At 50.0% G+C, this 26,333-nt stretch carries 22 protein-coding genes; 5 read left to right on the top strand and 17 right to left on the bottom strand.

What is annotated here, in order from left to right; all coding sequences use genetic code 11:
- Positions 1 to 25: 25 nt before the first annotated feature.
- Positions 26 to 1,573, bottom strand: coding sequence for a histidine kinase N-terminal 7TM domain-containing diguanylate cyclase (locus AAV35_RS00825; protein ID WP_008592052.1), 1,548 nt, complete (start codon positions 1,571 to 1,573; stop codon positions 26 to 28).
- A 152-nt stretch (positions 1,574 to 1,725) separates the two neighbouring features.
- On the bottom strand, positions 1,726 to 3,657 hold the full coding sequence (locus tag AAV35_RS00820; protein WP_008592053.1) for a fructose-1,6-bisphosphatase: 1,932 nt from the start codon (positions 3,655 to 3,657) through the stop codon (positions 1,726 to 1,728).
- Between the two features lie 185 nt (positions 3,658 to 3,842).
- Between AAV35_RS00820 and AAV35_RS00815 the strand changes: the two genes are divergently transcribed.
- Positions 3,843 to 4,940 (top strand): YkvI family membrane protein, encoded by a 1,098-nt coding sequence (locus AAV35_RS00815; RefSeq protein WP_008592054.1) that lies wholly within the window; start codon positions 3,843 to 3,845, stop codon positions 4,938 to 4,940.
- 86 nt (positions 4,941 to 5,026) lie between these two features.
- On the opposite strand, the gene AAV35_RS00810 is transcribed toward AAV35_RS00815, so the two are convergent.
- The 4 genes from AAV35_RS00810 to AAV35_RS00795 all read right to left on the bottom strand — a co-directional run bounded on the left by AAV35_RS00810 (position 5,027) and on the right by AAV35_RS00795 (position 8,411).
- Positions 5,027 to 5,878 carry a VOC family protein gene (locus tag AAV35_RS00810; protein ID WP_008592056.1) on the bottom strand — a complete coding sequence of 284 codons (852 nt, stop codon included), beginning with the start codon at positions 5,876 to 5,878 and terminating at the stop codon, positions 5,027 to 5,029.
- Positions 5,879 to 6,015: 137 nt separating this feature from the next.
- Positions 6,016 to 6,201 carry a hypothetical protein gene (locus AAV35_RS00805; RefSeq protein WP_008592061.1) on the bottom strand — a complete coding sequence of 62 codons (186 nt, stop codon included), beginning with the start codon at positions 6,199 to 6,201 and terminating at the stop codon, positions 6,016 to 6,018.
- Complete coding sequence (locus AAV35_RS00800) at positions 6,194 to 7,027, bottom strand: cobalamin-binding protein (RefSeq protein WP_008592063.1); 834 nt, start codon at positions 7,025 to 7,027, stop codon at positions 6,194 to 6,196. Before AAV35_RS00800 ends, AAV35_RS00805 begins: the two co-directional genes overlap by 8 nt.
- Entirely contained in the window at positions 6,999 to 8,411 is a 1,413-nt protein-coding gene (locus AAV35_RS00795; RefSeq protein WP_008592073.1) for a cobyrinic acid a,c-diamide synthase CobB, read from the bottom strand. The genes AAV35_RS00800 and AAV35_RS00795 overlap by 29 nt, the downstream gene beginning before the upstream one ends.
- Before the next feature lie 329 nt (positions 8,412 to 8,740).
- On the opposite strand from AAV35_RS00795, the gene AAV35_RS00790 reads away from it, so the two are divergent.
- The 4 genes from AAV35_RS00790 to pstB are packed head-to-tail and all read left to right on the top strand — an operon-like array spanning position 8,741 to position 12,403.
- Complete coding sequence (locus AAV35_RS00790; RefSeq protein WP_008592075.1) at positions 8,741 to 9,712, top strand: PstS family phosphate ABC transporter substrate-binding protein; 972 nt, start codon at positions 8,741 to 8,743, stop codon at positions 9,710 to 9,712.
- Between the two features lie 44 nt (positions 9,713 to 9,756).
- Positions 9,757 to 10,683, top strand: a complete 927-nt coding sequence (gene pstC / locus AAV35_RS00785; RefSeq protein ID WP_008592077.1) for a phosphate ABC transporter permease subunit PstC — start codon at positions 9,757 to 9,759, stop codon at positions 10,681 to 10,683.
- A gap of 1 nt (position 10,684) precedes the next feature.
- On the top strand, positions 10,685 to 11,563 hold the full coding sequence (gene pstA, locus AAV35_RS00780; protein WP_008592079.1) for a phosphate ABC transporter permease PstA: 879 nt from the start codon (positions 10,685 to 10,687) through the stop codon (positions 11,561 to 11,563).
- An 18-nt stretch (positions 11,564 to 11,581) separates the two neighbouring features.
- Positions 11,582 to 12,403, top strand: a complete 822-nt coding sequence (gene pstB / locus AAV35_RS00775) for a phosphate ABC transporter ATP-binding protein PstB (protein WP_008592081.1) — start codon at positions 11,582 to 11,584, stop codon at positions 12,401 to 12,403.
- Between the two features lie 59 nt (positions 12,404 to 12,462).
- On the opposite strand, the gene rbsK is transcribed toward pstB, so the two are convergent.
- From rbsK to AAV35_RS00720, 11 genes are all read right to left on the bottom strand, one after another.
- Complete coding sequence (rbsK, locus tag AAV35_RS00770; protein WP_008592092.1) at positions 12,463 to 13,347, bottom strand: ribokinase; 885 nt, start codon at positions 13,345 to 13,347, stop codon at positions 12,463 to 12,465.
- Positions 13,348 to 13,385: 38 nt separating this feature from the next.
- Positions 13,386 to 14,330 carry a nucleoside hydrolase gene (locus tag AAV35_RS00765; protein ID WP_008592094.1) on the bottom strand — a complete coding sequence of 315 codons (945 nt, stop codon included), beginning with the start codon at positions 14,328 to 14,330 and terminating at the stop codon, positions 13,386 to 13,388.
- Between the two features lie 26 nt (positions 14,331 to 14,356).
- A complete protein-coding gene (locus AAV35_RS00760; RefSeq protein WP_040609838.1) occupies positions 14,357 to 15,589 on the bottom strand; it encodes a NupC/NupG family nucleoside CNT transporter in 1,233 nt (410 codons plus the stop codon).
- Between the two features lie 363 nt (positions 15,590 to 15,952).
- Positions 15,953 to 17,086: a M24 family metallopeptidase gene (locus AAV35_RS00755; protein ID WP_008592098.1), complete on the bottom strand. Its 1,134-nt coding sequence runs from the start codon at positions 17,084 to 17,086 to the stop codon at positions 15,953 to 15,955.
- Positions 17,086 to 18,495 carry a sodium:solute symporter family protein gene (locus tag AAV35_RS00750; protein WP_008592100.1) on the bottom strand — a complete coding sequence of 470 codons (1,410 nt, stop codon included), beginning with the start codon at positions 18,493 to 18,495 and terminating at the stop codon, positions 17,086 to 17,088. The genes AAV35_RS00755 and AAV35_RS00750 overlap by 1 nt, the downstream gene beginning before the upstream one ends.
- 213 nt (positions 18,496 to 18,708) lie before the next feature.
- Positions 18,709 to 20,097: an alkaline phosphatase gene (locus AAV35_RS00745; RefSeq protein ID WP_008592102.1), complete on the bottom strand. Its 1,389-nt coding sequence runs from the start codon at positions 20,095 to 20,097 to the stop codon at positions 18,709 to 18,711.
- A 281-nt stretch (positions 20,098 to 20,378) separates the two neighbouring features.
- The gene (locus AAV35_RS00740) at positions 20,379 to 21,116 is read right to left on the bottom strand and encodes an IclR family transcriptional regulator (RefSeq protein ID WP_102335285.1); all 738 of its coding nucleotides are present in this window, start codon (positions 21,114 to 21,116) and stop codon (positions 20,379 to 20,381) included.
- Between the two features lie 67 nt (positions 21,117 to 21,183).
- Positions 21,184 to 22,650: an aldehyde dehydrogenase family protein gene (locus AAV35_RS00735; protein WP_008592105.1), complete on the bottom strand. Its 1,467-nt coding sequence runs from the start codon at positions 22,648 to 22,650 to the stop codon at positions 21,184 to 21,186.
- A 21-nt stretch (positions 22,651 to 22,671) separates the two neighbouring features.
- The gene (locus AAV35_RS00730) at positions 22,672 to 23,445 is read right to left on the bottom strand and encodes a hypothetical protein (RefSeq protein ID WP_008592106.1); all 774 of its coding nucleotides are present in this window, start codon (positions 23,443 to 23,445) and stop codon (positions 22,672 to 22,674) included.
- A 2-nt stretch (positions 23,446 to 23,447) separates the two neighbouring features.
- Positions 23,448 to 24,464, bottom strand: a complete 1,017-nt coding sequence (locus AAV35_RS00725) for a membrane dipeptidase (protein WP_008592107.1) — start codon at positions 24,462 to 24,464, stop codon at positions 23,448 to 23,450.
- Positions 24,461 to 26,179 carry a hypothetical protein gene (locus tag AAV35_RS00720; RefSeq protein ID WP_008592108.1) on the bottom strand — a complete coding sequence of 573 codons (1,719 nt, stop codon included), beginning with the start codon at positions 26,177 to 26,179 and terminating at the stop codon, positions 24,461 to 24,463. The genes AAV35_RS00725 and AAV35_RS00720 overlap by 4 nt, the downstream gene beginning before the upstream one ends.
- Between the last annotated feature and the right edge of the window lie 154 nt (positions 26,180 to 26,333).

The raw sequence follows: 26,333 nt of genomic DNA, 5'->3' as shown, positions 1-26,333 counted from the left end.
TTCTACCTTTTTCTATGCAGGTACTTCAACTTTTCACCGGAGAAGGGCGGCCCGTAAAACTGAGCTGATCCCGGCCGTTACGTTTCGCCTGATACATCGCCCGGTCCGCACAATGGTAGACGGCGTCGAACTCCTCCCCGGAGGTGAAGGCGTGTATCCCTGCACTAACGGTGATCTCTTCTCTAATCAGGCTGTCCGTTTCCTTGTTCAGCCTTTTCAGATGTTCGCAGAACCGGGTGATCCTTTTCTCCACTTCCTCAGGCGCCCCCTGCAGCAGAATCCCGAACTCTTCCCCTCCGAAGCGTGAAACGACTTCCCCTTCTTTCCCGAAATGTTCCCCGAGCAGTTCCGACATAGCACGCAGCACTTCATCCCCTGCCACGTGCCCGTAGGTATCGTTGAAGTTTTTGAAGTAATCGATATCCATAAGAACGAACACCCTGTCTTCTACCGCCCCTGCTTTTTCATACTCGCTCAGAAAAGCTTTTCTGTTTTTGAGCCCGGTGAGCGAATCGAGAGAAGCCAAATGCTCGAGTTCCCGTTCCACCACTTTCTGATCTGTTACCTCCTTGGCGACGACGAGCCAGATCGGCTGACGTTTCTCCTTCAGTTTCGTTACCGCTATATCGTAAAAACGTTCTCCGGCTTCCACCGAAAACTCTGTGTCTCCACCTTTCTCCATGGATTTCTCCAGTCCTTCCACCCCATTGAACACCATAACGGCTCTCTGATGAAGAAGATCTTTCGGACAGACGTCCTTTTTATGAATGTGGGAAGCCATATCACAAATCGCCCGGTTCGCTTCTATGATGCAGCCGCGGGCGTCGATGAGTAAAATGCCTTCCGACAGATTTTCAAGTACCAGCTGCCGTGACACCGGCCATACCGTATTGAAGTCCCGGCTCCGGTTCGCTATGATCAGCAAAAGCGCCATGGAACCGTATGACAAAGCGAACATCCCCGGCACTTTCACTTCAAGCAGCGACAGAACCGTAATGGATACTATCGGGAGGATTACGGCCACCGCGGAGAGTCCGAGAGTGGACCGGTAGTGTTTCGGGACATCGAACATATTACGCACCAGTAAAAAAACGGTAAGTAAAGAAATGGCGTAGGAGTATGAGCTGAATACGGAGTTCACAGAAGTACTTGTAATGGAAAGCTCCGTGTAGTTCCACACCGTTTCGACCGTAACACTCTCCCGCATCCATCCGTGCCACTTATCCGTAAAAGCGAGGGTGACATCGAGAATAGACGGCAAAGCCAGTAACCCTGTGAGCCTTAGTGTGGTCTTTGCATCTTCCCTGTGCAGTTCTTTCGCATAGCCGAACAGAAGAATCGGAGCAAAAATTATGGAAATCTGCTGGAAATTTCTAAGGATTATCATAGCGTTTCTGTTTTCGATTTGTAGTTCAAATATAGTAAGAATGATAAAGAGTGAACTTAAAGCTGCCGCCCCCGCCAAAAAATCACGAAGCAGTTTCCGGGGAGATTTCAGCAACGCAACAGCCACGAACGACGCACCGATAGCCAGAATCATCAGCAGAAAGATATAGGGGTCGATCCAGTTCATCTTTGCTTCCTCCGTTCTTAATGGTTCTTTTGTATCATATTACCATAGATAACCGAATAATTTGAATTTGAAACAAAAAAATATCACAATATTTTCCGGTTCTACATTTTTTTGCAGTGAGCATACAAAAAAAGAGCGGCCGGGGGCCACTCTCATTTCATATACCTTTCTTCCAGTAAGTAACGGAGCGTGTCGATCTGTGACTGAATTTCCGAGCCGATATTCGTTTCTCTCACAAGCTTCCGCTCCATTTCCTTATCTACGAGACGACGTACGGAAAGAACGTCGATGCCGTCTTTCAGCACTTCTTCCCGGGAACTGAATTTCTGATGGGCCACCAGCTGCATGCCGAACGAGTTGAAGAGCAGCGTGTAACCGGCGATTCCCGTCGTGGACTGATAGGCTTTAGAGAAGCCGCCGTCGATGACGACCATCTTCCCGCCGGCTTTCACCGGGTTCTCTCCTTCGATTTCCTTCACCGGCGTGTGGCCGTTGATGATGTGACCCTGGTCCGGGTCCAGATCGAAATCCTCCAGCATCTTCCGGCACACTTCCTCGTTTTCACGCAGATAGTAATACGGATTCTTCTCCTCTTTGTGCGTTGCCTTATCGCTGATGAAGTACCTTTCAAACGTCGTCATTTCCCGCTTGCCGAACAGCGACGAATACTCGCCCGTCCACAGATACCACACCATGTCCGTAGCCAGATCATCCGTCTCTTCGGGATGAGCGAAGCTGTACCGGAGCTTCTCTTCGAACAGGTCGAGAAGATCACGGCCGCCGTAGGTCTGCCCTTCGATTGTCATCGTTTCCATATTGCCGTCCTCGTCAAGCGGAATACAGCCATGAATAAGCAGATTCCCATTGTACTTCAGGTACAGGTTCCCTTTTTTCATGAGAAACTTCATGTGCCGTGTCAGCTTCTCCGAATGCTGGATGGAGAAGAGAAGCTTATCAATCACCTGCTGCTCTTCTTCGAGAAGCCGGGCCGGGTCTTCCGGGTCGATCGTCTGGAAACACGGATTCTCAAGCGGGTACGTTTTCCCTTTCAGGTATATCTCCTCCCGCTCGTAATCGATTTTATCAAGCAGAAGTCTCCCGTCCATGTTGAAGCAGTCGCGGCGTTTGATAATCGGACTTTCGAGTTTGAACTGAATCATGGCAATCGCCTGATGGATTTTGGCGATCTGGAGCTGCTCCTGTTCCGTCAGCCGTTCATCTCCCTGAAGTTTCGGGCGGAATGCAGGATTGTCCCCGTAGTACTTTTCGGCAAGACTGAGCAGCGGACGCAGATTGATTCCGTAGGCATCCTCAATAATATCCAGATTCGCATAGCGGGCACAGATCCTCAATATGTTGGCGAGACAGACTTTGGACCCTGCGTAGGCGCCTATCCACAATACGTCGTGGTTCCCCCACTGGATATCGAGGGAATGATAGTCGATGAGGGTATCCATAATTTTGTCCGGCTCCGGTCCCCGGTCGTAAATATCTCCGACGACGTGCAGATGGTCGACGACGAGACGCTGGATCGTGTACGCCAGTCCGGCGATCAGTTTATCGGACTGACGCAGCGTAATGATCTGCTCCATGATGCTTGAGTAATAGTCGGTTTTATTCGTGTACCGGTCCGTTTTGTAAAGCAGTTCTTCAATGAGAAAAACGAACTGCGACGGCAGAGCTTTCCTCAGTTTGGTGCGCGTATACTTGGAAGAAGCGTAAGGAATCAGCTCAAGCATCCGTACGATGATCGTCTTGTACCACTCGGTCAGCTCCTCGTCGTTCGTAAAAGTCCCCTTGATCAGCTTCAGTTTCTCCTCCGGATAGTAGATGAGCGTTGCGAGCTCGCTGATGTCCTGCTCGCTCAATTCGTCTTTGAAAATATCCCGGATTTTCTCTTTCACTTTTCCGGAACCGTTCCGGAGGACGTGCTGGAAGGCCTGGTACTCCCCGTGCAGATCGCTCACGAAGTGTTCCGTCCCTTTCGGTAGATTGAGAATCGCTTCCAGATTGATGATTTCCGTAACAACTTCCTCTTCACTGCCGTATTTCTCCGCCAGTAAATCCAGGTATTTTTTACTCACCTGATCACGCTCCTATGTATGTATATTATTTCAATTAGTATAACATAGTGTATATTATGATGACATATTGTGACGGGTGAAAATTGTCCATATTTTCGCTGCATCCTTTCATTTTCCTTTTAAAGGAAAGCGGATACATGGTAAAGTTAAAAGAGCTTGTACCATACATAAGGGAGTTTTTCATAATGAAGAAAGTTCTCCGGATCGCCAGTGCGTTCATCGGAATCATCGTCGGGGCAGGATTTGCTTCCGGCCAGGAGATTTTGCAGTATTTCACCAGTTACGGGTACGCAGGAACGATTGGTGCCATCATCGCCACCGCCATCTTCGCCTATATGGGCATGATGCTGACGAAACTGGGTACGAGAATGAAAGCCACTTCCCACAAAGAAGCCATCTACCGGGTGAGCGGGAAATGGCTCGGTCTCATCGTCGACTACGTCATCATCTTTACGTTATTCGGCGTCGGAGTGGTCATGATTGCCGGGGCCGGTTCCATACCGAGTCAGCAGTTCGGGCTTCCGAGTGTTTTCGGGACGATTCTGATGAGTATGCTCGTCGTCGCCACCATTCTGATGAATGTGGAGAAAGTGGTGAATGTCATCGGAAGTATTACCCCTTTTCTCATTGCCATCGTCGTTCTTGTGGCTGTATACAGTATAGCTACGATGGACGGAGGACTCGGCAGCCTTGATGCTACAGCAAAAGCGCAGGATTCGGTCGTTGAGAGTTCCTTCCTGTTTCTGCCGGGCTGGTTCATTTCCGCTCTTAACTACGTATCATTCAACATCGCCGTCGGGGCATCGATGTCGCTCCTGATGGGAGGGAACGAAGATAACGAACGTATCTCTTCTATCGGAGGACTGCTCGGAGGGCTCTCTCTCGGACTGATGATCGTCCTCAGCCACCTGGCCATTTTCTCGAAAGTGGACATTGTCGCAAACGTGGATATGCCGATGCTGAAGCTCGTCGACGATATTGCACCGGGACTTGGAGTGCTGTTTTCCATCGTCCTGTTCGGTATGGTGTTCAACACGGCCATCAGTATGTTTTTCTCTCTCGCTGCGAGATTCACGACTGTCGGTACGAAGCAGCATAAGCAGTTCGTTTTCACTGTCGGCGCTGTAGCACTCGCGCTCAGCTTCGTCGGCTTCACCGATCTTGTAGCTATCTTCTATCCGCTGATCGGTTACATGGGGCTGTTTCTGATTGCCGCCCTCATTACCGCTCCGTTCCGCCTGAGTAAAGAAAAAGCGGCAGCGGAAGAACACCGGCCCGCTTAAAAGAAACTCCCTGCGTGCGTATACCCGGAATATATAACCCGGGACGCGTGCAGGGAGTTTTTTATGGAAAAATTTACGATGTCCAATTACACTACAAGCCTGATCCGGTTGCCGGACGGGTCCTCCGTCACAACAGCTCCTTCTCTTTCCGTAACCGGGGCACCGAGTTCCTTCAGCCGGCCGGCAGTCTCTTCCGCTGACGCCTGATCCGGAAGCACGATAGCGAATGATTCCAGCCCCGGCGTTTTCCTGGAAGCGGCAGGTATGCCGGTACCGGCCCACGTGTTCAGACCGATGTGGTGATGATAGCCGCCGTCCGCCAGAAACAGCGCCCGGTCTCCGAGACGGCTCACTGTAGCGAACCCGAGACCGTCCGTGTAAAAATTCTCGGCTTCCTGTAAATCAGAGACGTGCAGGTGGATATGACCGATTACTGTCTCTTCCGGCAGTTTCCGAAAGTTCTCCGCAGACTCACCGGAATTTCGAAGATCTTCGAAATCGAGCGGGTCCACGCCCATAATCACTCCGCCGTTATGCCATTCCCATTCGGACGGGTCGCGATCTGTATAAATTTCCAAACCGTTGCCGTCCGGATCACTGATGTACAGCGACTCGCTTACGAGATGGTCGGCCGAGCCGACGGTTATGTTTTTATCGGCTAAATGATTGAGTACGCCTGCGAGAGCGGCTCTTGAAGGTACGAGCAGAGCCAGATGATACAGTCCTGTCCGCTCCCGCTCTTTTCTCGAAGGGGTTTCCAGTTCCTCGAGAGACAGCAGTCCGGACTCGCCATCCGCCGTCAAATCGATTCTGTTCTCTTTACGCCCAAGTACGCTGAGCCCGAGATACTCTTTATAAAACTGCAGCGACATGTCGAGATCCGTAACTCTCAGCGCGACATCTTTTACGAATCTGAACGGCCGTTGATGATAAAACATTTCCTCTCTTCCCTTCTTTTAATACTGCATATATTTCTCCTTGTCATTTTACCTCCTCTCCGCTTTTTTAAACGCTGTTTGAAAACCTGCCATAAAAAAGAAGAAGCGGACAGGAGTATCCTGTCACACTTCTTCCTTTACTCTGATTCCTCTTCCTGTTTCATCGCTTTTTTCACCCTGTCCTTTGGGTCCCAGCAGTTAAACTGATAGGTCGGTTTTGTGTCGAACCCGAGCCTCTCGCAGTAAATGCGCCGGTCTCCGTTGTCCTGTACGTCGATACGGAAATGTTTGCACGTAGCACAGCAGTGATAGCGTTCAATCATCTAAATACCCCCATTCCGTGAGCGGGTCTTTTCCTTCCGGGTACGGAGGGTAGACGGACGGATGCAGGATGTGAGCGACTTTCACGAGCCCCGCCAAAAGCCGCGGAGACGGTCTGCAGAACAGCGGCTCCTCCAGAACGTGCAGCTCTTCATCCCTGATTGCCCGCATCTCCTCCGACTTCTCCCGGCTGTGAATGACTTTCGTATTTACTTTTTCCTGGCGGACACCGACCCAGACGACACACATCACATCAGGGTCCCTCGTCCTCACGTCTTCCCAGTCCGTCTGTACACTCGCCTCTTCCCGGTCGCGGAACACGTTGACAGCACCGGCCAGGTCACTGATTTCCGTTAACCAGTTGGCGGCACCCGGAGTGAAGATCGGCTTCGGCCACCATTCCCAGTACACTGTTTTCTGCTCCTCCACCTGTTCAGCAAGCTTTTTGTAATGCTGGAGGATAGACTGATACGTTGCGTGCAGCCGCTCGGCTTTTTCCTTCGTTCCTGTCGCCTCTCCGACGAACAGCAGACAGTCTCCGACTTCCGTCAGTGTTGTCGGGTTCGGCACGATGACGTAGGGAATTCCTCTCTCCTTCAGCCCTTCGATATTCTTCTCCATGCCGGGCACGGTCAGCGAAGCGAGCACCATATCCGGTTCCAGCTCCTCCACGAGATCCATGTCGATGCTTAAATCAGGGCCCAGTCTTGGCAGCTGTGCGATCGTTTCCGGCCAGTCGGAATAGTCATCCACTCCGACAAGTGACTCCTCCAGACCGAGATACACCGCAAGCTCGGTGTTACTCGGACAGATTGATATCAGTTTCATAACCTTCCACCTTTCCTTTCCGGTACGCTGTACATTTTTCCACCCATTTTTCTGCCACCTCAGGACGGGAACCGAAATGGAAGTGTGGAAAACCGGCTACTGCGTTGTGCATCAGATAACCGGCGTCGCCCGCCCCGCCCGTATCTTCCGTATGATAGGCAGCAGGCACCTGTTCTTCCCCCGGGTGAAAGACGGCATAGTGGAATTCATGACCTTTGACGACGAGATCTTCCAGCAGAAAATTGCCGCTTCTGCCGCGTACTTCTCGGTACCCGATCGCAGCCAGATTTTCCTGCATGCGGATTCTTCCGGGGATCACTCCCGTCATCGGGTGCGTTTTACCCTCCGTCGTTTCGATTAAATCCGTCAGATACATGAAACCGCCGCATTCTGCAAGCGTCGGTAATCCTCCCTGCACCGCTTCGCGAACGGAAGCCGCCGCTTCTTTTTCTTCCGCCAGGCGTGATGCGAACTCTTCCGGAAAGCCGCCCCCAAGGTACAGACCGTCCGCCTCATGCGGCACCCTCTCTCCCCGGAGTGGAGAGAACTCGATCAATTCTGCTCCGTATGCCTCCAGAATCTCCAAATTTTCCGGATAGTAGAAGTTGAACGCCGCATCTTTCGCCACGGCGATCCGGACCTTTTTCTCCCGCTTCTCCTCGAACATGGAGGATCCTTCACCGGTTTCGACCGGTTCTGTTCCGGCAATCTCAAGCAGCCGATCCACATCAACCGTCTCAAGAACCAGATCTCCGAGCCTGTCAAAAAAGGCATCGAGGTCTCCCCGTTCAATCGCCGGGATAAGGCCAAGATGACGCTCCGGCATCTGGATGCCGGGTTCCTGTTTCAAATAGCCGATTACGGGAATGCCGCACTCCTGTTCAATCGCCGTTTTCACTAACCGGTAGTGACCGTCACTGCCCACTTCGTTTACAATGACGCCAGCGATTGCCGTCTGCTCATCGAAAAGCTGAAAGCCCTTCACGACAGCAGCTGCACTGCGGGCCATATTTACGCAGTTCACGACAAGGATGACCGGACTTTTCGTCATCGCGCTTATCTCAGCCGCACTCCCGCGGCTGGAATCCGGACTCTTGCCGTCGAACAGTCCCATCATGCCTTCGATGACAGAAATATCGGCGCCCCGCTTTCCGTTTATAAATACGTCAGTCATCTGTGAAGGCGTCAACATCCAGCTGTCCAGATTCCGGGAAGGGCGTCCCGTCACCGCCGTATGAAAAGTCGGGTCTATGTAATCCGGGCCGCATTTGAAGCCCTGTACCTTTTGCCCCCGCTTCTTTAAAGCCTCCATCAGTCCGAGCGTGATTGTCGTTTTACCTGTTCCGCTTCCGGTACCGGCAATAACTATTTTCTTCTCCTTCATTTCTACTTTCCTCCTTTCCTGAGCGGTTATATAAATAAGCTCACTCTATATTGAAAGCGCTTAAGTAAAAATTTATTTCATTTCCGTTTTTCATTTCCCAATAAAAGTATAGTACAGTAGTTATATTTTGTGAAATTTCAATAAATACCTTGCATTTTTTTATTTCAGGAAGAAAGAGGAATTTTGCCGCTTATTCCCCTTAAGCGAGCTTTACAGAACATTTACCCCGGGTTAATAAGGTAATAACATTCATACTTTACAATAGAACTTGCAGAGAAGGTAGTCATTCTCTTTTTCTGACAACCATCGATCCGTGAGGGGGAGAAAGTATGAAATCGAAATTATTGTTTCTCGCAACAGCAATTCTGTTTTTGATTGTTTTGGCAGCATGTGGAAATACAGAAGAAAGTAAAGGCACAGAGGAGGACAGTCAAAACGTGAATGCAGAGAGTGATGGTCCGGAAGTCGTAGTGGACGGGTCGTCTACTGTGTTCCCCATAATGGAAGCTGTGGCAGAAGAATATCAGAAAGAAAACCCGGACGCCCGCGTAAACATCGGCACCTCCGGAAGTGGTGGCGGCTTTGAAAAATTCGCAGCCGGTGAGACACACATATCCAATGCCTCACGTCCGATCAAGGACGAAGAGAAAGCATCTCTTGAAGAAGCAGGAATCGACTACACGGAATTCGAAATAGCTCTTGATGGCCTATCCATCGTCGTCAACAAAGAAAACGACTGGGTCGATAAACTGACAGTCAAAGAATTGAATAAAATGTGGTCTTCTTACGGGGACGTAACCACGTGGGCGGATGTAAGGGAAGGGTGGCCGGAAGAAGAAATTCAATTTTACAGCCCCGGAGCAGATTCAGGCACGTTCGATTATTTCAGCGAAGTAGTCCTCGGAGAAGAAGGCGAGATTCGTCAGGATGCCTCATTATCCGAGGATGATAACGTACTGGTCCAGGGAGTGACGGGTTCTAAAAACGGCATCGGTTACTTCGGATACGCCTACTATGCTGAAAATAAGGAACAATTGAAGGCCGTACCGATTGTTAATGACAGCGGAGAAGCAGTGGCACCTGATCAGGAAACGGTCCAGTCCGGTGAATACAATCCTTTCTCAAGACCGCTCTTCGTATACGTGAAGCATTCGGCACTTGAAAATGAAGCGGTATATAATTTCACGGAATACGCCCTGAAGAATGCCGGTGCGATGTCGGAATCGGTCGGTTATGTCGGAAAACCTGACAGCGCCTACGAAGAAGCGTTGCAGGAACTCGATAGCATTGCAGGGAAGTAACATCTGCATACCAGGCCTCCACTATGTAAAAGGGGAGTAAAGTCATGACAGTAAACATTAAAAGGATGATACATGAAAAGAAATCAAATCGGCGTTTCCTTTCTATCCTTGAAAAATCAGTACCGGCCTTCTTCCTGCTTTGTGCAAGCATATCCGTATTGACGACCATCGGCATTACTCTGACGCTGTTAGTGGAAACCGTTACATTCTTTAACCGTATCTCCATTATAGAGTTTCTGACCGGCACAGAATGGTGGCCCTTTGGCGAGAATGCCAGCTATGGTATTCTTCCCTTGATAACCGGGACTCTGTTAATAACAGCCATTGCAATGCTTGTAGCACTTCCCACAGGACTGGCATCGGCCATTTATTTAAGTGAATTTGCTCCGGGTAACGTCCGAAAAGTTGTGAAGCCGGTGCTCGAAGTTCTCGCCGGGATTCCTACAATTGTCTATGGATTCTTTGCTCTTACATTCGTAACACCGATGCTTCAGCTCTTTATCAAAGACTTACCTATCTTCAATGCTCTCAGTCCCGGTATTGTTGTAGGTATAATGATCATTCCCATGATCGCTTCCCTGTCTGAGGATGCGATGAGCTCCGTGCCTGATTCCATGAGAGAGGGAGCTCTGGCTCTCGGTTCGACCAGACTGGAGGTCGCCCTTAAAGTCGTCGTTCCGGCAGCTCTTTCCGGAATCGTAGCATCCTTTTTGCTGGGAGTGTCCCGGGCCATCGGCGAGACGATGATTGTCTCCGTAGCTGCCGGCTCTACTCCGACACTGACGACAGACGTTACACAATCGATCCAGACGATGACCGGTTATATCGTTCAGGTGACATTAGGGGATGCTTCCTACGGCTCTACAACTTATTACAGTATATACGCTGTAGGAATGACCCTGTTCATCTTCACCCTGCTCATGAATCTCCTGGCCCAATATATCTCCCGTCGCTTCAAGGAGGAGTACTGATATGAATCTGGTCGATAAACAGCTCGTTCAAAGAAGAAGAAAGAAACGGCTCTTCAGCAACCGGATCATGCGCCAGATTTTCTTTTCGGCTTCCGTCTTCGGAATCGTTGTCCTTGCCGTATTGCTATACCGCATATTCCGGGAGGGTCTTCCGTATCTGGACATAGATTTTCTGACGAGCTTTGCTTCACGTTTCCCGGAAGAAGCCGGGATAAAAGCAGCAATTACAGGGTCTGTATGGCTGATGGCGGTTACGGCACCGGTCTCAGTCGTGCTCGGGGTCGGCACAGCTGTCTATTTAGAAGAATATGCTAAAGAAAACATGTTTACCCGGTTCATACGAATGAATATATCCAACCTTGCAGGCGTACCATCGGTGGTTTTCGGACTGCTCGGACTTACCGTATTCGTCCGATTGATGGAGATGGGAAGAAGCATCATAGCCGGGGGGTTCACCATGAGTCTGTTGATTCTTCCGATTATAGTGGTAGCCTCCCAGGAAGCGATCAGAGCCATTCCGAATAGTCAATACGAAGCCTCCTACGCCATGGGAGCCACTAAATGGCAGACCATACGCCGGGTAGTACTCCCGGCGGCCCTGCCCGGTATTTTGACAGGAGGAATTTTAGCTTTGTCCCGGGCCATTGGTGAGACGGCTCCCTTACTGATGATTGGCGCCCTATCGTTTATCGCTTATCTGCCAGAAAACATCTGGTCCGGTTTTACGGTACTGCCTATACAAATTTTCAATTGGACGGCAAGACCCCAGGAGGAATTCCATCTGGTCGCCTCGACAGGTATTATCATTCTCCTGTTTATCCTCCTGCTTATGAATTCTGTTGCTGTTCTGATCAGGCATAAATATTCGAAACGATACTGAACCCGGGAGGAATCTATGATGAACACAGTAAAGGGTAACAAACAACTATCCCTCGTCTCTCTGAAAGAGAAGGTACAGGAAGAAACGAAGGCAATTTATGCTGTGGAGAAGTTCAACTTGTGGTACGGCGAGAATCAGGCGCTTTATGGAATAGACATGACTATACCCATGAATAAAGTTACGGCGATCATAGGACCATCAGGCTGTGGCAAATCGACATTCATAAAAGCCTTGAACCGAATGGTCGAACTGGTTCCGTCCGTCCGGATGAATGGAACTGTGACATACGATGGCGAAAATATTTTCAGTCCGAAATATAAAGTTGAAGAATTGAGGACGAACACAGGGATGGTATTTCAACATCCAAATCCTTTTCCGAAATCGATTTACGAAAACGTAGTCTACGGTCCCAGAACACACGGGATCAAAAAGAAAAGAATCCTGGAGGAAATTGCAGAGAAGAGTCTGAAGGAAGCCGCCCTTTGGGACGAAGTGAAAGATCGGCTGGATGAGAATGCCTTCGGATTATCCGGCGGTCAGCAGCAGCGTCTCTGCATTGCCAGATGTCTCGCGATTGAACCCGAGGTCATTCTGATGGACGAACCGACCTCTGCCCTGGACCCTGTTTCTACCGGGAAGATTGAAGAACTCGTCCAGAATCTTAAGAAACGCTACAGTATTGTCATCATTACGCACAATATGCAGCAGGCAGCGAGAATTTCGGATAAAACGGCGTTTTTTCTGGACGGTCAGGTCGTCGAACATGCCGACACAACTACCCTCTTCTCCCACCCTGAAGATAAGCGCACGGAAGATTATATTACCGGCCGCTTCGGCTGATTCAACATTCCGCCACGCCTCTGAGCTTAGGTGGAAGCATACAGTACCCCGCTTTACGCTTACTGATCATTAAGAAAAGCATGAATTTCATTCCGGCCGGGCATCCCTTCCTGTGCCCCGAACTTCTGGATCGAGAGGGCGGAAGCAGCGTTCGCGAATTTTACTGCCGAAGTCATCGATTCGTTTTCGGCGAGTGCGACGGCCAGGGCCCCGTTGAACGTATCGCCCGCACCTGTCGTATCGATGGGAGTCACGGAATAGGACGGCACCGTGACGGATTCGCCATTTTCACTGTAGGACACCCCGGCTTCGCCTTTAGTGATAACCAGCTTATCCGCCAGATCCCCGCTTATTTCCGCTTCGCTGAACAGCTGTGCCGCTTCGCTTTCGTTCGGTGTAATGTAGTCCGCTCTCTTCCAATAGTCATCAGGAAGATCACGTGCCGGTGCAGGATTCACAATCACCGGGACGTTGTGTTTTTCGCACACTTCCAGACAATACATGACGGTCTCCAGAGGAATTTCGAACTGTAACAGTACGATGTCACTGGAGGCAATCTTTTTCTCAAACTGCCGGACGTAGTCCCGGGACACCTCATTGTTCGCTCCCGGTACGATCGTAATCCGGTTATCGTTATTGGATACGATGATATTCGCCACTCCCGTATGGACCCCGTCCGTTTTTTCGACGGCAGCCGTTTCGATCGACTCTCTCTCCAGCACCCGCAGCATGTCCTCGCCGTGAGCGTCCTTACCCACTCTTCCGATCATAGAGACCTCTGCTCCAAGGCGGGCTGCAGCTATCGCCTGATTGGCGCCTTTCCCTCCGGATTTAATATGGAACTCATCTCCGAGCACCGTCTCTCCCTGATCAGGAACGACAGTGGTCTTCGTTATCATATCAACATTAATACTGCCGATCACCGTTACAGCCGGTCGCTTCATCCGGCACCACTCCTTTCTACGTTTGCCGGGGCGTGACTTCAATCGCTATAGGAAGTGAGCGCCTTCCGGAACAATTCCCAGAACTTATCTGCATCAAGACTATAGGCAAAATTCACGTTCGGCTCCCTTCCCGTGACCGCCAGCGTATCGACGGCGGTCATGCCGTACGTAAATTCTCCCTTTGTTTCTATATCTACCCGTACATGACGCATGTCAAAAATAGATTCATCCATTAAATAGGCTACGGTGCAGGCATCATGGATCGGCGCTCCATCGAATCCGAACACTTCTTTATACGTCTTCGCAAAGAACTTCAGCAGTTCGACGACGAACCCGGATACAGGATTGCCGATCCCGTCCAGTTCCTTCGTCACGCTGTCAGTGGCTACGGCCTGATGCGTCACATCAAGCCCGAACATGGCGATCGGCACGCCGCTTTCAAATACGACTTTCGCCGCTTCCGCATCCACGTAGATGTTGAATTCCGCAGCCGGAGTCCAGTTGCCGAACGTTCCGCCGCCCATCAGGACGATTTCTTTAATTTTCGGCACAATCCGGGGGTTTTTGACCATCGCCATCGCTACGTTAGTAAGCGGTCCTGTAGGTACCAGAGTAATGTCCCCGTCCGATGCCATTACTTTTTCGATAATCAGATCCACTGCGTGAGTGTCCACGGTCTGTTTATTAGGCACTTCCGGCAGGATAGGGCCGTCCAGTCCGCTGTCTCCGTGGATCGCCTCTGCGATTTCCCGCTCCTTCACCATCGGACGCTCCGCCCCTTCGGCGACCGGAATGTCCTCAAGTCCCAAAATATCACAGACCTTCAGCGCGTTCAGCGTATTCTTCCCGACTTCCACATTTCCCGCTACCGTCGTAATCGCTTCGATGTTCAGATTGCTTATGCCGGAAGCCGCCAGAATGATCGCCATCGCGTCATCGTGTCCGGGATCACAATCCAGAATCACTTTTTTCTCTTTTACCACTATGTACTCCTCCTTCAGCATTTATATTAAATGAACATACCTGCGATAGCTGCGTTTAACAGTGACGCCAGCGTCCCGCCGATCATCGCCCGTAATCCGAGCCGTGATACATCGTTTCTCCTCTCCGGTGCAAGAGAACCGAGCGCCCCTATCTGAATGGCGATGGAACCGAAGTTCGCAAACCCTGCCAGGGCGAAACTGAGTATCATCGCGGTTTTGGCGGAAAAGCTGTCAATGACTTCTCCGAGCCCGGCAAAAGCGACGAATTCGTTGATGACCACCTTCTGCCCGATGAACTGAGCAGCCCTCACTGCTTCCTCCCACGGTACTCCGATCAAGAAAGCGATGGGAGACAGAATGACACCTAAAATCAATTCGAGCGTCAGGTCTTCCATACCGAACAGACCACCTACGGCACCGAACAAACCGTTGATCAGAGCGATCAGCGACACGAAAGCCAGCAGCATCCCCGCAATCTCAAGGACCATTTTCACACCGGTCGAAGCTCCGCTTGCGGCAGCATCGATGATGTTGGCCGGTTTTTCGTCTTCCGCCATATCGATATTGATTTCTTCCGCCGGTCCTTCCGCTATACTCTTCCTCACTTCGGCAGGAAGAGGGAAAATCATTTTAGCTATCAGAAGACTTGAAGGTGCCGCCATGAAACTTGCGGCTAACAGGTACTCCAGAGGAATACCGAGGAGAGAATAACCGACGAGAATAGAACCGGATACAGAACCCATTCCTCCGACCATAATAGCAAACAGCTCCGACTCGTTCATTTTTTTGATGAACGGACGTACGACCAGCGGCGCCTCCGTGTGCCCGACGAATATATTCGCTGCGGCCGCCAGCGATTCCGGCCGGGTCGTCTGCAGCAGTCTGGACAGACCGCCGCCGAGGGTTTTGATGATCCACTGCATAATTCCGAGGTAATAAAGGATCGAAATCATGGACGAGAAAAATATGATAATCGTAAGCACCTGAAAAGCGAAAATGTTCCCGTCCCCGGCTACCAGCGGCCCGAACAAAAAGGAAATACCTTCACTCGCATATCCGATGACATTCTGAACGAGGTTCGACAACCCTTCCAGTGCTGCCCGTCCGGTCGTCGATTTCAGCGTCAGAAAAGCGAACGTTATTTGAATCAGAAGAGCCAGACCGATCGTCCGCACATGAATCTCTTTTTTCTTCACGCTCAGCAGAAATGCAATTCCGAGAACGGTGGCTATACCTAACAGCCCCCACAAAATATTTATCAATTGAAACACCCCTTCAATGTAACCGGTTACAATTAACGCTGCATAAAACTCACCATGCTGGTCAGTCACCGGAATCGTTGATTTTTAGAATTATTTAAATGATAGCGCATAACAAACAAAAGTTCAATAAAAAAACAATTGTTTTAAAAGAGGGGGTGAGTATCAAGAAGCACATCGTACACAGTGAGAAACATTACTTCGTATTGATATAGCTCTATGTACTTCAACAGCGCATTCCTTGAATATTTACTATTGAATTTCAAAACAAAGCTCCCCCTAAATTAGTTCACATTTTAAAGTGTCTACTTCAGGAGGAGCGTATCAGCTATGTTTCTCTCTTTAAGTGAATTTTATTATTCATTAAAAAATCAGCTGTTCTAATTCTCTTGGGTATTCCGTAATAATTTCAGTTCCATCCTCTCTCAACACGACCGTATCTGAATGCCTGAAACCTCCCACGCCAGGTACGTAAATCCCAGGCTCTATACAGAACACCATCCCCGCTTTCAGTTCCAGGTCATTATCGAATCGGAGATATGGTTCTTCATGCTGTCCTATGCCGATACCGTGTCCTGTTCTATGTGAGACGTATTTTTCTAAACCAGCTTCGCGGATCACTCGTAAAGCTGCTTCATCCACCTCTTTAGCAGTGACGCCGACTTTAATGAAGTCGAGAGCCGCGTTGTGAGCCCGGAGCATGACATCGAACACTTCCTTTTGTTTTTCTGAAGGTTCACCGACAAAGTAAGTTCTTTCACACTCGGCACGGTAACCGTTCAGGCCGACCTGTCTGCTGTGTATAATGATGTCTCCTTCTTCCAATTTTCTCGTATTTGAAAAAACGTGAGGCATATTCGTACGTTCTATGCCGGATGGAGACATGACAAAGTAGTCTAATGTTGAATTTGTAAACTTCTTAGAAATTTCATTGAACAGAAATTGATTTCCAAAATAATCAATGTCGACCTCAGAAGCATTGATGGATGAATTCTCCAAAGTATTCTTTAAAGCACCACTGACCAGGTCACCGGATGTTTTGATCGCTTCAATTTCTTCTTCTGATTTAATCGATCTTAAATCGACTACGTCCTGTTGTATATCTTCGATTTCAAACCCTTGGCTCTGAAGACTCATAGTGAAGTCAGTCGGCAGTGAGCTGTATTCAATCCCTACTTTGCTGTTGTCGTTTAATTTTGAAAGTACGTCATTAAATAACGCTTTATAATCCGTGCTTTCCCCACTACTGTTTCTCACTTCCTGGTAAATATAAAGTGAATCAACATCCGTTTTTTCTTTGGCGTGATTTTCTTCTACTTTAGGTATGATTAAGCTTTGTTTATTTTCTTCCACGACCAGGATAATCGGTCTGGAGTAAGTGATTGCTTTTAACCCGCTGAAATAATACTGATTCTCAAAGTTGAATATAATCGCGGCATCCAGATTACGGGTTTTCAGCACTTCTCTTAATTGAGTGATTCTTTGCGATGTATTCATTACTCTGTCCCTTCTTTCCTACTACTATTTTTATTGTGCGTGAATAGAGTAACTATAATAAGTACGATAATCGCTACTGGTACAGAAACAATGACAGAGTTTATACCTGTAGACTCTACATAGAAAAACTCCCAGAAAAGTGTAACGATAAGTCCGGTCACCATAGAAGATAGTCCTGCTGATTTAGTTACTTGCGGGAACAGGAATACTGCCAACAACGCCGGAGTTATGCCTGCCCCGTAAACGGTATAAGCATACATTTGTACTGCAAGCACCGTCGGGAAATACATAGTCAGTAAGAATGCTATGACACCCAGTACAGGTATTAGCACTCTTGTATAAACCAATTTTTGATGATCATTTATATCCCTTTTTATGTATTTAGCAAAGAAATCGTAAATCACGCTTGTCGCTGCAGATAGAAGATACGAGTTTCCTGTCGTTACGATGAAGGCTGTCAATGCAGCAATTAGGATACCGCCTACTGCTATAGGCAGGACACTTGTTAAAGCGATGACTGCCATTCCGGGATCAATATCCGGGAAAAGCGAGCGTGAAATGAAAGCAAGAAGAGAAATAGTTGGTGTAGCAATGATAAGACCAATAATCCAACCTGCTGTTCCGCGTTTTGTAGTTTTATCGTTATTCGATGCAGTAATACGCTGATAGATATTCTGATCACCGAGTAATAAGAATAATGTTGGTAAATAATAGCCCATCAATTGCAGGAAGCTCAATCCACCTGTAAAAGAAGTGTGGCTGTCTGGGACATTCGCTATAATCTGATCCCAACCTCCGCCGACAGAGATAGCAATCGGCACTGCGACAACCAGTCCAATGATAACCAGAAAAGCACTGACTGCGTCTGTTGGAGCAACGGACATTAACCCTCCGATACAAGCCAGGAAAATAATGATAGCTGCACCAATAATGGTACCCGTCCCAGGAGAGATACCAGTGGACACACTCAAAATAAAGCCGAGACCCTGGAATTGATAAGAGACAATACCGACAAATGCCAAAATTATAATGATAGCTGCAAGCAGACTTGACCATCTTCCATATTTAATCTCCAGTATTTCTGCAACTGTGTGTTTTCCATAATGTTTGATTTTAGACGAAATGAGAAAAATCGTCAGTATCCCGAGTAACGATGGAATAGTACTCATTAGAGCTGGCCAAATACCGAAGGAATAAGCCATAGAGTTTTGGCCACCTGTGACAGAACCGCTCCCTACCCACGTAGCGAGCAGTGTCCCCATCAGAACAATCGGCCCAAGTGATTTCCCTGCGAGTATGAAGTCATCACTCGTATTGATTTTCTTAGAATAGTAGACGCCGAGTAGTAACATAAAAATACCATAACCGATAACAAACCAAATTAACATTGGCTGATTTGTAAGTTCCATAGATGTAACCCCTTTTAAAATTAATAAACTCACTTACCGAGGTTAACAAAAAATGAAAACGGATACAATTTCATAAAAAAATCATTCAATTTACCAAACTGTTTCTATATAAGTAAAAGATGACTGGATATGTATTGCTGTATTTCAAACGAAAGTCCCCCTAGAGTACTTTACTCTAGGGGGCTCATCATCATTTGACGCTTTGTTATGTGGTTATTTCATCTGTGTGCGTCCACTCTCAAGAGTATTCATGATCATCTTGCCGACTTCGTGGTTATCGTGAAGGCCGCTGAAGGCATCGGACTGCGGCCCGTACCCGTACACGTTCACGTCTTCCCCGGTGTGACCGTCCGTCGTCCATCCGGTACCGGAGCGGAGGTCAAAAATCTTTTCGATTGCGTCATCGATCTCCTCCGTTTCCCCGTCAGCCGCTTCTTCTACGGATTCAATTTCCTCCTCCGTAAAGGAAAGGTCCACGTACTTGTTCAGCGTCTCTTCTGCATCGGCACCATCCGCAATGGCCGAGGCCATGAAGTCAGGCGTCCGTTTCGCCGCTTTCAGCGGTTCCGGATCCCATTTATATTCGCCGTCCCGGCCCATCGTCATGCCGCCGGTCGAATGGTCGGCTGTCGTTACGACGAGCGTGTGCTTATCCTTTTTGGCATACGCGATCGCTTCCTCGAACGCTTTTTCGAAGTCTTCCATCTCGCTCATCGCAGCCACCACGTCATTGTCGTGTCCGGCCCAGTCAATCTGACTGCCTTCCACCATCAGGAAGAAACCGTCTTTTTCTTTACTTAGTCTGTCGAGGGCGCTCGACGTCATCTCCTCGAGAGAAGGGGTATTCTCGTCCCGGTCAATCATCTTGTCCATTCCTTCGGGAGCGAACAGACCGAGAACCTGATTGTTATCATCCGACATCAACTCATCGCGGGAGGTTACATAGCTGTAGCCGTCATCCTGGAATTCCTGCGCCAGGTCCCGGTCTTCCCGCTCAAAGTAATCCGTCCCTCCACCCAGAAGGACATCCACTTTATGTTCGCCGTCAACCATTTCATCATAATAATCATCAGCGATTTCATCATAGTTATCCCGCGACTCGTTGTGGGCGCCGAACGATGCGGGAGTAGCGTGATTGACGTGGGACGTGGAGACCATCCCGGTCGATTTCCCTTCCTCCTTCGCGATTTCAAGAGCTGTCTTCACTCTTTCCTCATCGATGTCCACTCCTACAGCTCCGTTATATGTCTTTACTCCGGCAGCCATGGTCGTCGCTGCTGCTGCCGAATCTGTTACACTTTCTTCCTCATCCCAGGAATATGTTTCCTGCATACCGATCAGATACTCGTCAAAAGCCGTATCTTCTGTGTAAGGGGAGTCCGGTCTGTCCTGGAAATAACGGTAGGCGGACGTATACTGCGACCCCATCCCGTCCCCGATCAGAAAGATGACGTTTTTGATTTTAGCATTCGATTTACCCCCCGGATCTGCCTGAGCCGGATCCTCTGTAGAAGTCGCAAGAGCGAAACCGCCCAGGGCTAATCCCGATACCAGCACAAGCGGAGCCAGTTTCTTCACAATCGATTTGTAGAGCACTTCCATTCCTCCCCATCCTTATTAACGAGTCATCCGGAATGATACAGGTACAATGTAATAGGCGGTTGAAGCTGCTGTTAAGAAAACGTAAAACTTTTTGAAATCGCATTCATAAACTATAAAAAAATAATTGTCGTTCCGGAGACCGGCTACCATTAGCGTAAGGTGAGCGATTACGTCTGTCAAGTTATTATTCTGATTGTTCAGACAACTATACAGGGTAAAATTACGGCACGTGGACACCTTATAATAGAAAGATGCCCCCGCGCCCGATTCAATATATTCTATTATCGCAGCGAATCCGTAATTTCCGCGGTCGCTTTCAGCAGCTGCGGTATATACTCCTGCATCGTTTCCCTGTTCCACCGGAAAGAAGGACCCGAAATCGACATAGCTCCGATGACCCGCTCCTTGTGGTCCAGGACCGGAGCCGATAAGGCGGATACGTTCGCACTGATTTCCCCTTCATTCGTGGCGAAGCCGTCTCTTGCGGTCTGTTCGAGCTTATACACAAGATCCTCCCGCTCTTCTTCGGGAAGCGTTTGTATGATTTTTTCCTGAATGTCTTTCGGCTCGAATGCAAGGATGGCCCGGCCGCTTGCTCCTTTGTACACAGGGAGCCGTTTGCCGACGCCGACGGATCTGCGGATCTCTTCCTGACTTTCGTGTTCGATGGTACAGACGCGGTACTGCCCGGCCGGGACGTAGAAGCCGACCGTTTCTTTCGTCGCATCCCTTAATTCCGTCAGCCACGGGTCGATGACGGGAGCGAGCGGCATATCCGCCAGCAGTTTATTCGCATAGCTCAAAAATGCAGACCCGAGGGAATACAATTTCGATTTGGAATCCTGGATGACGAGCCCTTCCGATTTCAACGTCTGCAGCAGGCGGTGGACGACGGTCTGGGAATAGCCCAGCTGCTCACTGATGTCACTGATACTCTGAGGTCCTCTTGATTCCGATAACACGTTGATGATATGGATCGCTCTGAGCACTGTCGTAGAATGTGCCGGTTTTGTCGTCATATACTCACCTTCTTCCGTTAAATGAATAGTACTCACGACAAGGGAACACCCTTATCGTGAGTCACTCTTACTTCGTCTTGATATATTTCGTTTTCGTTTTCGTGAAGAAGTCCATACCCTCACGGCCCAGCTCCTTGAATGATCCGGAACCGGATTGCTTGTACCCGCCGAACGGTGCCTGGAAGAACGTGCCCGTCGTCGGCATGTTCGCTTTGACGAGCCCGGCTTCGATTTCATTGAGGGCTCTCGTCATGCTGTTGGAGTCGTTCGTGCAGACGGAAGCTGTCAGACCGAAGTCCGTGTCATTGGCGATTTCGATGGCCTCATCCAGGTTCGACGCTTTCATAACCGAGATGACCGGACCGAACTCTTCCTCGTGTGCAATCCTCATCTCTCTCGTCACTCCGGCGAGGAGAGTCGGCTGTACGAAATGTCCGTGCTCGTACGCCTCCCCGGACGGAGCACTTCCTCCGACGAGCAGCTCGGCACCTTCCCCGACGGCGCTGTTGATCAGCTCAAGCGTGGACTGCTTCTCCGAGTCACTTACCTGAGGTCCCATGTGCACCTGTTCATCCAGACCGCTTCCGAGTCTGAATTTCTCCACTTCCGCTTTGACCTTCTGTACAAATTCGTCGTAGACCGCCTCTTCGACGATCACTCTGCCTGTAGCCGTACACGCCTGACCCGTCTGGCCGAGACTTCCTTTCACAGCTACATCCACTGCCTCGTCAAGGTCCGCGTCGCTCAGTACGAGGAGCGGGTTCTTTCCGCCCATTTCCATGTGGACACGTTTCATGTGCTTGTTGGCCTGTTCGTAGATTTTCTTTCCTACCGGGTTGGACCCTGTGAAGGATACCGCGTCCACGGACGGATGGTCAATCATATGGCTTACGAGCCTGCCGGGTCCGATTACCTGGTTGACGACCCCTGCCGGGAATCCGGACGCTTCTATCATTTCCATGAACATCTTCCCGAGAAGCGGTGTTTCCGAAGACGTTTTCAGTACGACCGTGTTCCCTGCAGCGACAGCCGGGGCGATCTTCCACGTCGGAATCGAAAGCGGGAAGTTCCACGGTGTTACGATAAGAGCGACGCCGAGCGGTTCCGGTACTGTCTGGATCTGGATGTTCTCCATATCGGCAGGGATGACTTTACCGGTGATTCTTCGTCCTTCCGCTGCATAAAAGTCGGCGATGCCGGCTGCGAACAGCACTTCTTTTTTCGCTTCGTTATACGTCTTGCCCATCTCCTGGACGATGGCGCGGGTGAGATCGTCCTGACGCTCGCGCATCTTTTCTGCAAGCTTGTTCAAATATCCGCCCCTGGCCGGAGCCGGCGTGTTCTTCCAGGAAGCTTCTGCCCCGGCAGCCGCTTCGATAGCTGCATCCGCATCACTCTCATTGGACTGTCTGACGATGGCGAGCACTTCTCTCGTGTCCGCCGGATTGGTATCTTCGAACGTGTCGTCGCTGCCTGGTGTGACCCATTGTCCTCCGATGTAGTTCTGCAGTTCCTGTGTTTTTGTAAGTGCCATATTATATATCCTCCTTCGGTATTACCTGGCCTGATCGCCCGTTCCGAATAGTCTCGAACGCTCCGACGATTCCACCAGTACGTTTTTCGCTTCTTCACTCAGTATCTTCCACTGTCCTTCGTCTACGAGAGCCCCTTCTCTCCGGGACTCGTTCCACACGTGCTCGTGCTCTTCATAGGATATGAGCCGGTCGAACGTTTCGTTATCAAGAATGCTGTTCACCGCTTTTTTCAAATCTTTCCTTTCCGTCGTCGCCTGCAGAATATAGTCATAGGACTCCTCCGTAATGTGATGACAGGCCGGCAGGGAGTCGTGAACCGCCTCCCCGCTCATGACGATCGGATGGGCGTCTCCCGGGAACGCGAAAGCCCACCAGGATTCCCCTCCCTCTTTCCAGTGAACGAGCCCCCCTTTGCCCCGCTTGGCTATCCGGACGGCTTCATAACAGAGAAGGGCCGTCGGTCTCGAGGAGCGGATCACCCCGTGCACCGTCTGCGGACGGTAACTTATCTGCGACTCGACCAGGTCGAGGGAGATCTTGGCGAGTACGTAATCCGGAAATCCCGCCCCCTCCACTTCTATAAGTTCTTCCGTCACATCCCTGTAGTCGATCTGGTGGATCTCCCGCGCTTTCAGTCTGTCGATGTCCTCACACAGTACTTTCATCCCGCCGTACCCGACACATTCGGACCAGGTGATCAGCTCCGCACAGTCTTCCCGGCACCCGTCCGGCAGTCCGCATGAATCGAGCACCTTCCGGCATAAATCAAACAGTTCCTGAAATGTTACTCTCATACTTACATCTCCTTTTGGCGGCGGAAACTTTCGTCGAAGAAACGATACCAGTTCCCGCCCATCACGGATGCTACATCTTCGCGGCTCACCCCTCTGTCCAGTAAAGCGTCGGATATATTCGGGAAGTCGGCCGGTCCCTTGAACCAGGACGGCCACGTCGGCCAGGACGGGTTACTTTTCGATCCTGCGCCGTAGTCCATGTCGTGCGTCCAGCGTCCCATCCTCATCCAGTGGAGAAAATCGTCGGACATGTTCAGGGTCAGATCCGTTCCGATGGCGACGTGCTCGACGCCCATGAAATCGATCGTCTCTACGATCAGATCGACGAACTCATCGATACTCGTTTCCGGTCCGTTGATCAGGTGCGGGTAGGCGCAGAGACCGAGGACGCCTCCATTATCTTTCAGCGCCTGCAGCACCTCACGCGACTTGTTCCTCCGGCTCGGATAAATCCAGTCGGGGTTGGCGTGGGTGATGGCGACCGGCCGCTCGCTGTGACGGATGGCATCGAGTGAGGTCTGTTCGCCGACGTGAGAAAGATCGATCACCATACCCACCCGGTTCATCTCCTCCACGATGAGCTTACCGTACCGCGAAAGACCGGCATCGTTTTCCTCGTAGCAGCTGCTCCCAATCAGGTTCTGGTTGTTGTACGTCAGCTGCATGATCTTGATGCCGAGCTGTTCGAACACTTCCACGAGGCCGAGTTCATCTTCCAGAGCGGAAGTGTTCTGCGTACCGAGAATGATGCCTATCTTTCCTTCATCCTGTGCCTTCCGTATATCCTCTCCCCTTTTCACGGGAAGAACGAGATCGTCATGCTCGCGGAAAAACCGGTACCACTCGGATACTTTGCTCAACGTTTCCCGGGCGTTCTCCCATAGCCCGCAGCAGGCGTGCACGCAGGTGACGCCGCCTTTTTGAAGTTCCAGAAGAAAATCCCTGTCCCAGTTACTCAGCTCCAGACCATCGATTACCATCATCGTTCCCGTTGCCGTTTCTTCTTTTATCAACGTCATGCTTCTTCCTCCAATGCTGGTAGTTTCGGAAACATCCATTCCACCGGTTCGTCGTTTTCCACATCTTCCACTAACGGCGCCCCCTGAAAGAGGGTGATCCGCACCCACCGGTTGGATTTCGGATCGAACCGTTCCCCGCCGAAAAAGGACAGTTTGCATCTCATCAGATAAATAGGAATCATGTCCTTTTGAAGCAGGTTACCGTGGATCTCCGCATAGTCGTGGTTTTCCAGGGACTGGACGCGGCGGATGACGCCTTTGAATTCCGGGTAGCGGAAAATGAATTTCGCCACTTTATCTTCCCGGTTCCACTCCTCCAAAAGCACCGTGACCTTTTGGACGAGCTCGGCGATGTTCATCCTCATCTCGTGTTCATCCCCCGGCTCCTCGCCCCGTACCGCGATGCGCGGTTCTTCTTTTTCTATGGAGCGGTACCAGAAGAAATGTTTCTCGTCCCGCTTTGCGAAATCATACTGGAAGCACCATTCGTACTGATATTTGATAAGAGCCAGCAGCTGACCTATTTTCATCGCAGGATCCAGCTCCATCTCTTCGCTGACGACCGTATAGTTTTCCAGTTCCTCGTTCTTCTCCGGATAGATTTCGATCATCAGGGAGTTCAGAACTTCCTGAGTCTCCGCGGACAGTCCGGGGAGCAGGCTCTCTATGAACGGAACCCACTGCCGCCCTTCCCGGAACGGAAGCTCTTCTTTAAGGAGAACCAGTTCCCGTTCGATTGTTCTCAATTCTTCCGCTATCGTATCCCCGCTTTCAAAAATGCCCGTCTCTTTCACCGGATAGTGAGTGAAGTAGTCGATCGCCGGGCGCAGCCACTCCAGCAGGGAGTCCACCTTCATAAGCGTGATCTCCTCGACTTTGGACCTTGCCAGCGCCAGTTCCCGCAAATACACCCACTGATGAATCAGTTTAGGGTGGAAAATCAGAAAAGGTACCATCCCGAGGCCCGTGGCATTGCCGATACCGAGATAACGTTTGAGACGGCTGTCGAGCGGAGGAGCGTCCGGATTCCGGCTTCTGGCCATATGCTCGACCATATCGAAACTGAACTGCCGCAGCATGAATGCAGCGAACATCTGGGCCCGGAAAGCACCTTCGAAAGGGTGGTCCTCCATCATTTTTTCAAATGGGGCCAGTCCGAACTTCCCGTTCCCGTAAAAAGCGGTCGTCCGCAGAATGTACCCGACTTCGGCAAGCGAATCAGGATCTGGCTGCCGTTCTTTTGTAAGCGCCTTCAAAATATAGTCGAAAATTCGTGAGCTGCGGTTCGCCCTCGACCATACGAGGTCCTGGACCGTCCCTCTTCCCGCTTCCTGTTTCGGAAGTTCCTGCTTCAGGTGCTCAATCTTCTCCTCGGAAAGCTCTCCTTCACATAGAGCGAACGTAATATCCCATTTCTCGGAAATCACCCGGTCGCTGCGCTCATGTTCCTCGAGATCCTGCGAAACCGCTATGAAAGAAAACGTACCGTGAGACGTTTCTATATGATAAACAGCTTCGCCGTGCCCGTCTCCGTTCAAGTTGAACCGGGACTGCTCCACTTTCCAGTTTTCCTTCTTCATGCGTCGCAGAATACTTCGGGAGAAACTCAGACTGGTTATACGGAACGATCCGATCCGTTCCGGACTCATCACTTCCTGGGCCGGCCGGATGGCATCTTCTATTCCGTAGCGCACGCGAGGTTTTGACAAGGTCATAACTTCACCACCTTTTTCTAATATACGAAATTCGATTTCGATATATGAATTAACTCTAGAATAGGAGGTAACGAAAGATACGTCAATAGATATTGTGCTATTTTTCTGATTATTTTAAATAGAACGAATCGTTCCCTCTGCATCGACAATTCAT

The organism is Salimicrobium jeotgali (assembly GCF_001685435.2).
In the GTDB taxonomy this organism is placed as follows: domain Bacteria; phylum Bacillota; class Bacilli; order Bacillales; family Halobacillaceae; genus Salimicrobium; species Salimicrobium album.
The sequence above is the reverse complement of the archived record's forward strand: the minus strand, read 5'-3'. Positions and strand labels throughout refer to the sequence as shown.

Coding starts and splice junctions, on each gene's coding strand:
- AAV35_RS00825 (WP_008592052.1), bottom strand. CDS start 1,573: ATGAACTGGATCGACCCCTATATCTTTCTGCTGATGATTCTGGCTATC.
- AAV35_RS00815 (WP_008592054.1), top strand. CDS start 3,843: ATGAAGAAAGTTCTCCGGATCGCCAGTGCGTTCATCGGAATCATCGTC.
- AAV35_RS00810 (WP_008592056.1), bottom strand. CDS start 5,878: ATGTTTTATCATCAACGGCCGTTCAGATTCGTAAAAGATGTCGCGCTG.
- AAV35_RS00805 (WP_008592061.1), bottom strand. CDS start 6,201: ATGATTGAACGCTATCACTGCTGTGCTACGTGCAAACATTTCCGTATC.
- AAV35_RS00800 (WP_008592063.1), bottom strand. CDS start 7,027: ATGAAACTGATATCAATCTGTCCGAGTAACACCGAGCTTGCGGTGTAT.
- AAV35_RS00795 (WP_008592073.1), bottom strand. CDS start 8,411: ATGAAGGAGAAGAAAATAGTTATTGCCGGTACCGGAAGCGGAACAGGT.
- AAV35_RS00790 (WP_008592075.1), top strand. CDS start 8,741: ATGAAATCGAAATTATTGTTTCTCGCAACAGCAATTCTGTTTTTGATT.
- pstC (WP_008592077.1), top strand. CDS start 9,757: ATGACAGTAAACATTAAAAGGATGATACATGAAAAGAAATCAAATCGG.
- pstA (WP_008592079.1), top strand. CDS start 10,685: ATGAATCTGGTCGATAAACAGCTCGTTCAAAGAAGAAGAAAGAAACGG.
- pstB (WP_008592081.1), top strand. CDS start 11,582: ATGAACACAGTAAAGGGTAACAAACAACTATCCCTCGTCTCTCTGAAA.
- rbsK (WP_008592092.1), bottom strand. CDS start 13,347: ATGAAGCGACCGGCTGTAACGGTGATCGGCAGTATTAATGTTGATATG.
- AAV35_RS00755 (WP_008592098.1), bottom strand. CDS start 17,086: ATGAATACATCGCAAAGAATCACTCAATTAAGAGAAGTGCTGAAAACC.
- AAV35_RS00750 (WP_008592100.1), bottom strand. CDS start 18,495: ATGGAACTTACAAATCAGCCAATGTTAATTTGGTTTGTTATCGGTTAT.
- AAV35_RS00745 (WP_008592102.1), bottom strand. CDS start 20,097: ATGGAAGTGCTCTACAAATCGATTGTGAAGAAACTGGCTCCGCTTGTG.
- AAV35_RS00740 (WP_102335285.1), bottom strand. CDS start 21,116: ATGACGACAAAACCGGCACATTCTACGACAGTGCTCAGAGCGATCCAT.
- AAV35_RS00735 (WP_008592105.1), bottom strand. CDS start 22,650: ATGGCACTTACAAAAACACAGGAACTGCAGAACTACATCGGAGGACAA.
- AAV35_RS00730 (WP_008592106.1), bottom strand. CDS start 23,445: ATGAGAGTAACATTTCAGGAACTGTTTGATTTATGCCGGAAGGTGCTC.
- AAV35_RS00725 (WP_008592107.1), bottom strand. CDS start 24,464: ATGACGTTGATAAAAGAAGAAACGGCAACGGGAACGATGATGGTAATC.
- AAV35_RS00720 (WP_008592108.1), bottom strand. CDS start 26,179: ATGACCTTGTCAAAACCTCGCGTGCGCTACGGAATAGAAGATGCCATC.